This is a genomic window from Mucilaginibacter humi (assembly GCF_013087555.1).
This window is the reverse complement of sequence record NZ_JABFCR010000031.1, coordinates 23,990-29,989: the sequence shown is the minus strand read 5'-3', so window position 1 is coordinate 29,989 and position 6,000 is coordinate 23,990. Positions and strand designations below refer to the sequence as shown.

The 6,000-nt window shown below is 43.1% G+C and carries 8 protein-coding genes and 2 pseudogenes; 7 read left to right on the top strand and 3 right to left on the bottom strand.

Annotation, left to right across the window (positions count from 1 at the left end):
• The 5 genes and pseudogenes from HK413_RS07890 to HK413_RS15125 all read left to right on the top strand — a co-directional run.
• Positions 1 to 692: sensor histidine kinase (locus HK413_RS07890; RefSeq protein WP_175269784.1), on the top strand; the 692-nt coding region annotated here is incomplete at its 5' end.
• 99 nt (positions 693 to 791) lie between these two features.
• Positions 792 to 1,495: pseudogene (locus HK413_RS07885) on the top strand (response regulator transcription factor).
• A gap of 130 nt (positions 1,496 to 1,625) precedes the next feature.
• The gene (locus HK413_RS15135) at positions 1,626 to 1,862 is read left to right on the top strand and encodes a hypothetical protein (protein ID WP_217452161.1); all 237 of its coding nucleotides are present in this window, start codon (positions 1,626 to 1,628) and stop codon (positions 1,860 to 1,862) included.
• Between the two features lie 148 nt (positions 1,863 to 2,010).
• The gene (locus HK413_RS15130; protein ID WP_217452160.1) at positions 2,011 to 2,550 is read left to right on the top strand and encodes a hypothetical protein; all 540 of its coding nucleotides are present in this window, start codon (positions 2,011 to 2,013) and stop codon (positions 2,548 to 2,550) included.
• 14 nt (positions 2,551 to 2,564) lie between these two features.
• Entirely contained in the window at positions 2,565 to 3,185 is a 621-nt protein-coding gene (locus tag HK413_RS15125) for a M20/M25/M40 family metallo-hydrolase (protein WP_317169390.1), read from the top strand.
• Between the two features lie 59 nt (positions 3,186 to 3,244).
• Here HK413_RS15125 and HK413_RS07875 read toward each other — a convergent pair whose 3' ends face one another.
• Positions 3,245 to 3,817 carry a pentapeptide repeat-containing protein gene (locus HK413_RS07875; protein WP_175269783.1) on the bottom strand — a complete coding sequence of 191 codons (573 nt, stop codon included), beginning with the start codon at positions 3,815 to 3,817 and terminating at the stop codon, positions 3,245 to 3,247.
• Between the two features lie 66 nt (positions 3,818 to 3,883).
• Between HK413_RS07875 and HK413_RS07870 the strand changes: the two genes are divergently transcribed.
• Both HK413_RS07870 and HK413_RS07865 read left to right on the top strand, forming a co-directional pair.
• Entirely contained in the window at positions 3,884 to 4,120 is a 237-nt protein-coding gene (locus tag HK413_RS07870) for a DUF433 domain-containing protein (protein ID WP_175269782.1), read from the top strand.
• Complete coding sequence (locus tag HK413_RS07865) at positions 4,110 to 4,463, top strand: DUF5615 family PIN-like protein (protein WP_175269781.1); 354 nt, start codon at positions 4,110 to 4,112, stop codon at positions 4,461 to 4,463. The genes HK413_RS07870 and HK413_RS07865 overlap by 11 nt, the downstream gene beginning before the upstream one ends.
• 79 nt (positions 4,464 to 4,542) lie before the next feature.
• Here HK413_RS07865 and HK413_RS07860 read toward each other — a convergent pair.
• Positions 4,543 to 5,255: pseudogene (locus HK413_RS07860) on the bottom strand (indole-3-glycerol phosphate synthase TrpC).
• A gap of 79 nt (positions 5,256 to 5,334) precedes the next feature.
• Positions 5,335 to 5,931, bottom strand: a complete 597-nt coding sequence (locus tag HK413_RS07855) for an anthranilate synthase component II (protein ID WP_175269780.1) — start codon at positions 5,929 to 5,931, stop codon at positions 5,335 to 5,337.
• Between the last annotated feature and the right edge of the window lie 69 nt (positions 5,932 to 6,000).

Below are 6,000 nucleotides of genomic sequence, written 5' to 3'. Positions count from 1 at the left end.
AGATCTCTGAAATGAAAACAGATTTCATCAATAACATGACGCACGAGTTTAAAACCCCGGTATCAACCATAATGATAGCCAGCGAGGCTTTGAAAGACAGTGAGGTTGCTATTGACCGAAACCGAATTGCCCGGCTTGCCAACATTATTTACGAGGAAAATGAACGCCCGGGCAGCCATATTGAGCGTGTACTAAACATTGCCAGGATAGACAAGAACGACTTTAAGCTGGAGAAAAAACCGCTTGATGTTAACGAGATGATAAGCCTGGTGGTTGACAGTATGGCGCTTAAACTGCAAAAATGTGAAGCCGACCTGATACTGGAACTGGATGCAGACAACGCCGTGATCAATGCTGATGAACTGCACTTTAGCAACGTATTATATAATCTTATTGACAACGCTATAAAATACAGCGGTGATAAGCCGCAGATAACCATAACCAGCACCAACAAAAACGGGCATGTTATTATTAAAGTGGCCGATAAAGGTATTGGCATGAGCCGCGATCAGCAAAGTAAAATATTTGAACAGTTTTATCGTATCCCTACCGGTAATGTGCATAACGTTAAAGGTTTTGGTTTGGGGTTAAGTTACGTTAATACAGTAGTAAAAAGGTTAAATGGTACAATAAACGTACGCTCAGAGAAGGATAAGGGGTCGGAGTTCGAGCTGAAATTTCAGGGTGCCTGATTAGTCAGCAAGTCCGGAAGTCCGGGAAGTCAGAAAGACACTTGCAGTATTGCCAATAAATAACTTCCGGACAGCCCGACATTTGGACTTCCGGACTAAATAAACCTATCCTATGAAAAAATATTACTGGTTGAAGATGACCCTAACCTTGGTCTGCTTTTACAGGATTACCTGCAGCTAAAGGGAAAATTTGACGTTGTTTTATGTACTGATGGCGAAGAAGGCCTGCAAGCATTTACCAAAGCCAGCTACGACCTGTTAATATTAGACGTAATGATGCCAAAAAGGATGGCTTTACCTTAGGCAAAGATGTGCGCAAGATCAACCCGCACGTACCCATAATATTTGCTACCGCAAAAGGGATGATCGAAGATAAAACCGAAGCATTTACCCTTGGCGGCGATGACTATATTACCAAACCCTTCCGCATTGAAGAGTTACTGTTAAGGATAAACGCGTTACTAAAACGTACCGATAGCGCCGAAAAGAAAGAAGAGCTGCAACCAACGCGGTTTGAAATTGGCAAATACCAGTTTGACTATACCACCCAAATTATAACCATAGACGGCACACAACAAAAGCTATCAACCAAAGAAGCCGAATTGCTGCGACTGCTATGCCTTAAACGCAACGAAGTACTTACCCGCGAAGAAGCCCTGCTGCATATATGGCATGACGATAACTACTTTAACGGCCGCAGTATGGATGTATTTTTAAGCAAGATCCGCAAGTACTTAAAAGATGATGCATTAGTTGAGATTATTAATGTACATGGTAAGGGATATAAGTTGTTGGTGAATTAATCTCACTGGTTAATCTTATACTTTATTGTACAGAAACAGTGTAACGGTTGTAACACTTGCTTTACGATCCCGTATTTGTTTTACAGCAAAAAATAGATAGATTTGAGTTACAACTGAACTCAATATCATCATGAAAAGAAAATTACTTTATGTACTGCTGCTTACGGCAGGAACCATTGGATCGGCATCCGCTCAAACCGATCAGGAAATGCTTGACAGAATTAAGAACGAAGGGTTGGAAAGATCGCAGGTTATGGCAACCGCTTTCCAGCTTACCGACGTGGCAGGCCCGCGTTTGGCAAATTCGCCCGGCTTAAAACGCGCGCAGGATTGGGCGGTAAATGCCCTAAAACCCGGGGCGCAGTAAACGCTAAACGCGAACCCCGGGTAAATTTGGCAAAGGCTGGGAAGTACAAAAAAACTATGCCGCTATTACCGCGCCTTACTACCATGCTATTATAGCCATCCCTAAAGCCCGGACACCCGGCACCAACGGCCTGATAAAAGGTGATGTTGTGGTTATTAAAATTGATACCATTACCGATATTGACAAATACAAAGGCAAGCTGAAAGGCAAAATTGTAATGACAGATGTTAAAGGTTACCCGGAACAAACCTTTAGAGCCGATGCAAGCCGCCTAACTGATTCAGCATTAACTGCTATGGCTAACGCGACACCGGTAGTACCCGGTACAGGTAGCCCGCGCAGGGGTGGCCCGGGCGGTCCGTTTACTCCAGCCCGTATCCAGGCATTATTGGCTTTACGTACAGCCATTACCAATTTATACGTTAGCGAAGGTGTTGGCTTAGTGTTAAGCCAGGGCCGTGGTACTGATGGTACAGTATTTACAACTAACGGTGCATCGTATGCTGATACCGCCCATGCTGTTGCTCCCGAACTGGAAACCAGCAGTGAAGATTACCAACGAATTTTACGTTTAAGCAAAGCAGGGATTAAAGTACAGTTAGAGGCTGATATCAAAACCGAGTTTTTCACCAACGACCTGCAAGGTTATGATGTAGTGGGCGAAATACCGGTACCGACCCTAAACTAAAAGATCAGTTAGTTATCATAGGTGGCCACCTTGACTCATGGCACGCTGCCACCGGCGCTACAGACAATGCTGCCGGCAGCGCGGTAATGCTGGAAGCCATCCGCATTTTAAAACGTGTTGGTTTTACCCCGCGCCGTACTATCCGTGTAGTTTTATGGAGTTCTGAAGAACAGGGCTTGTTTGGCTCACGCTTCTACGTGCTTAACCACTTTGGCGACCCTAAAACAATGATATTAAAACCCGAAGCTGCTAAGGTTTCTGCTTACTATAACTTAGATAACGGCACAGGCAAAATACGCGGTGTGTATTTACAGGGTAACTCGGCCATTGGACCAATATTCCAATCTTGGTTAGCTCCGTTTAAAGATATGGGCGCAAATACCGTAACCATTGGCAACACCGGCGGAACGGATCACCTGTCGTTTGACGCGGTTGGCATCCCGGGCTTCCAGTTTATACAAGACAACATGGATTATAGTACCCGTACCCATCACAGCAACCAGGATACTTACGACAAATTAAGCGAGGCCGACCTTAAGCAGGCCGCCACCATTACCGCCTGGTTTGTTTACAACACCTCACAACGCGACGAAATGATGCCGCGCAAAGAGTTGCCCGCAGCTCCTAAAAACTAATACTAAAGGCCCCGATTGCTCGGGGCCTTTCTTTAAAATACTATCGTAAGGTTGGTTAACTAAACCACTTTTATATCATACTTAAACAATAGCCCTTCCAGCCCGCTTGCCGAAAATATTGCGCGCTTCATAGTGTTTAATTCAGGGTCAATTATAAAATTGGAAGCAGTTGTAAAGTTTACTGATGTAAGATCGGTTCTGTTAAAAACAGCGCCGTTAAGGTCGCATTCATTAAAAGCAGATCCGGTGAGGATAGCTTCGGTAAACGTTACCTCTTTTAATGATGATTTGACAAAGTTGGTTTTAGGCATCTTTTTAGCCATGAACGAGGAATAATCCAGCATACATTCCTCAAACCGTACCGTAAACAAAAAATCCTCGCTTGGGCTAAAGTTTACACCCGGGATCTTACATTTCTTAAATACCACATTGTTTAAAGTCGACCGGGGCCATTTGATCATAGACAGGTTGCACTCCTCAAAAACACAATCAATAAACTTGCAAAGGGCAAACTCGGCATCGGTAAAGTCGCATTTTTTAAACACGCAATTGTTAAACTCGGTGTTTCTTTCAGCAGTGTTCGCGTAGTTTAATTCGGTAAAGGTTTTATCGTCGAGGATTGTAGAACTCATAGCTCAAAGGTAAAAACCAATTTTTATCAATTTCATTTATCTATAAAAAGTTGGTAACTTTATATTATGAATAATGATAGCCTGCTTGAGCGTATTACCTTTACACCTGAAATATTAGGCGGCAGGCCTGCAATTAGGGGTATGCGTTTTTTGGTAAGTGATGTGTTAGAACTATTAGCAACAGGAATGTCAGATGCTGATATTTTAGACCAACACCCCATCTTACAAAAAGAGGATATCCAGGCTGCATTATTATACGCTTCCCGAAAGATAAAGAACACTGTGATTATTCATGCCGCCTGAGAATTGGGAGATATGGCTTGATACGCAACTCTCTCCAATAATTGCAAAGTGGATGGCAGAGTATCTCGGCTCCGTTGTAAAATCATCCTATAGCCTGCAATTAAATAATTTGTCAGACACGGCTATTTACAATATGGCAAAAGCACATGGCAATGTCATCCTTATTTCGAAAGATGCGGATTTTGATGAATTAGTAAATCGCTTAGGCTCACCACCTAAACTTATCGTTATCAAAAAAGGCAATTGCGATAATCGTGAAATGTGGGAATTTATCAAACCTAATATCACAAAAGCAATAAGAATACTTACAACATCTAATGTTGATATTGTAGAATTGGATTAAAAAGTCCCTTATCTCAATCCCTCAACAAACTCCTTCATTGCCAATCCTGGATCTGTTTGTTTCATAAAGTTCTCGCCTATTAAAAAACCGTTAAAGCCGGCTTTTTTAACCCTTTAATCGCATCTACGTTGCTTATGGCGCTTTCAGAGATCTTTAAAAATTCGGCGGGGATATGTTCGCCCAGTTTGTAGGACGTTTCTACGGATACCGTAAAATCGGCCAGGTTGCGGTTGTTTACGCCGATGGCATCAACACTCGGGTGAATGCTGCGTTGCAGCTCTTCCGGTTATGCACCTCTAACAATACATTTAGGCCAAGGCTTTTGGCCAGCGTTGCCAGTGTATCAATTTCTTTTGGGGTTAGTATGGCGGCAATTAACAGGATAATATCGGCGCCTAATGATTTGGCCTCGATCACCTGGAACTCATCTATCATAAAATCCTTACGCAAAACCGGGATGGTATTTGCACGGCGGGCCTTAAACAGGTCGGATTTAGTCCCCATAAAAAAGTCGGTATCTGTTAGTACAGACAATGCTGAAGCACCTGCCGAAGCATATCCATTGGTCACTTCTACAACACCAACATTATTATTAATAATACCTTTTGATGGCGAGCGTCGCTTAAATTCGGCTATAATGCCGGTACGCGCCGGGTCAAGCAAAAACTCTTTGAACGAGTAGGTATCGCGGCCAAACAGCGGGGTAGCTTCCAGTTCTTTTACAGGAGTATTTGCTTTAGCTACTTTTACTTCAGCCTTTTTATTAAGAACAATTTTATCAAGAATATTCATAGAACCTTGACCTCCGCCCGGGCGGAGGAATATTTGGTTAAGTATTATGGTTTGCGGTTAATTGGCAAAACTAACTAAATTATTTGTTACTCCCCTTTAGGCTGGGGGCCAACCAGTTTTGCAGCATTTCTTTACCAAACTCGGTTAGGATGGATTCCGGGTGAAACTGTACACCGCGCACATCATATGTTTTATGCCTTAACGCCATAGCCGAGTTATCCGCCTCGTCAACCGCGGTTACGGTTAATACATCGGGGATAGATTTTTCATCAACTACCCACGAGTGGTAACGCCCAACTTTAAACTGGTGCGGCAAGCCGGCAAAAAGTCGCTCGGTATCATCAGTAACAGTGATGGGGGTTGCTATGCCGTGCATAGGTTGTTTTAAGTTGTACAGCGTACCACCGAAAACTTCGGCAATGGCTTGCTGGCCAAGGCATACCCCAAAAATACTTTTGGTAGGAGCGTACTTTGCAATTACATCCAGCAGTAAGCCAGCTTCCGACGGGATACCGGGCCCCGGCGAAAGAATGATCTTATCATAAGCATCAACATCTTCGATCTTAAACTGATCGTTTCTCCAAACATCGCATTGCAGGCCAATTTCGTTTACCGTGTGTACCAGGTTGTACGTAAACGAATCGTAGTTATCAATAATTAAAATTTTGTTTTCCATTTCTCACCTCAAACCTTCTTTTTTAGGGGGCACTTGTTATTGTTTATTATGACTTCTTTATCACAGATT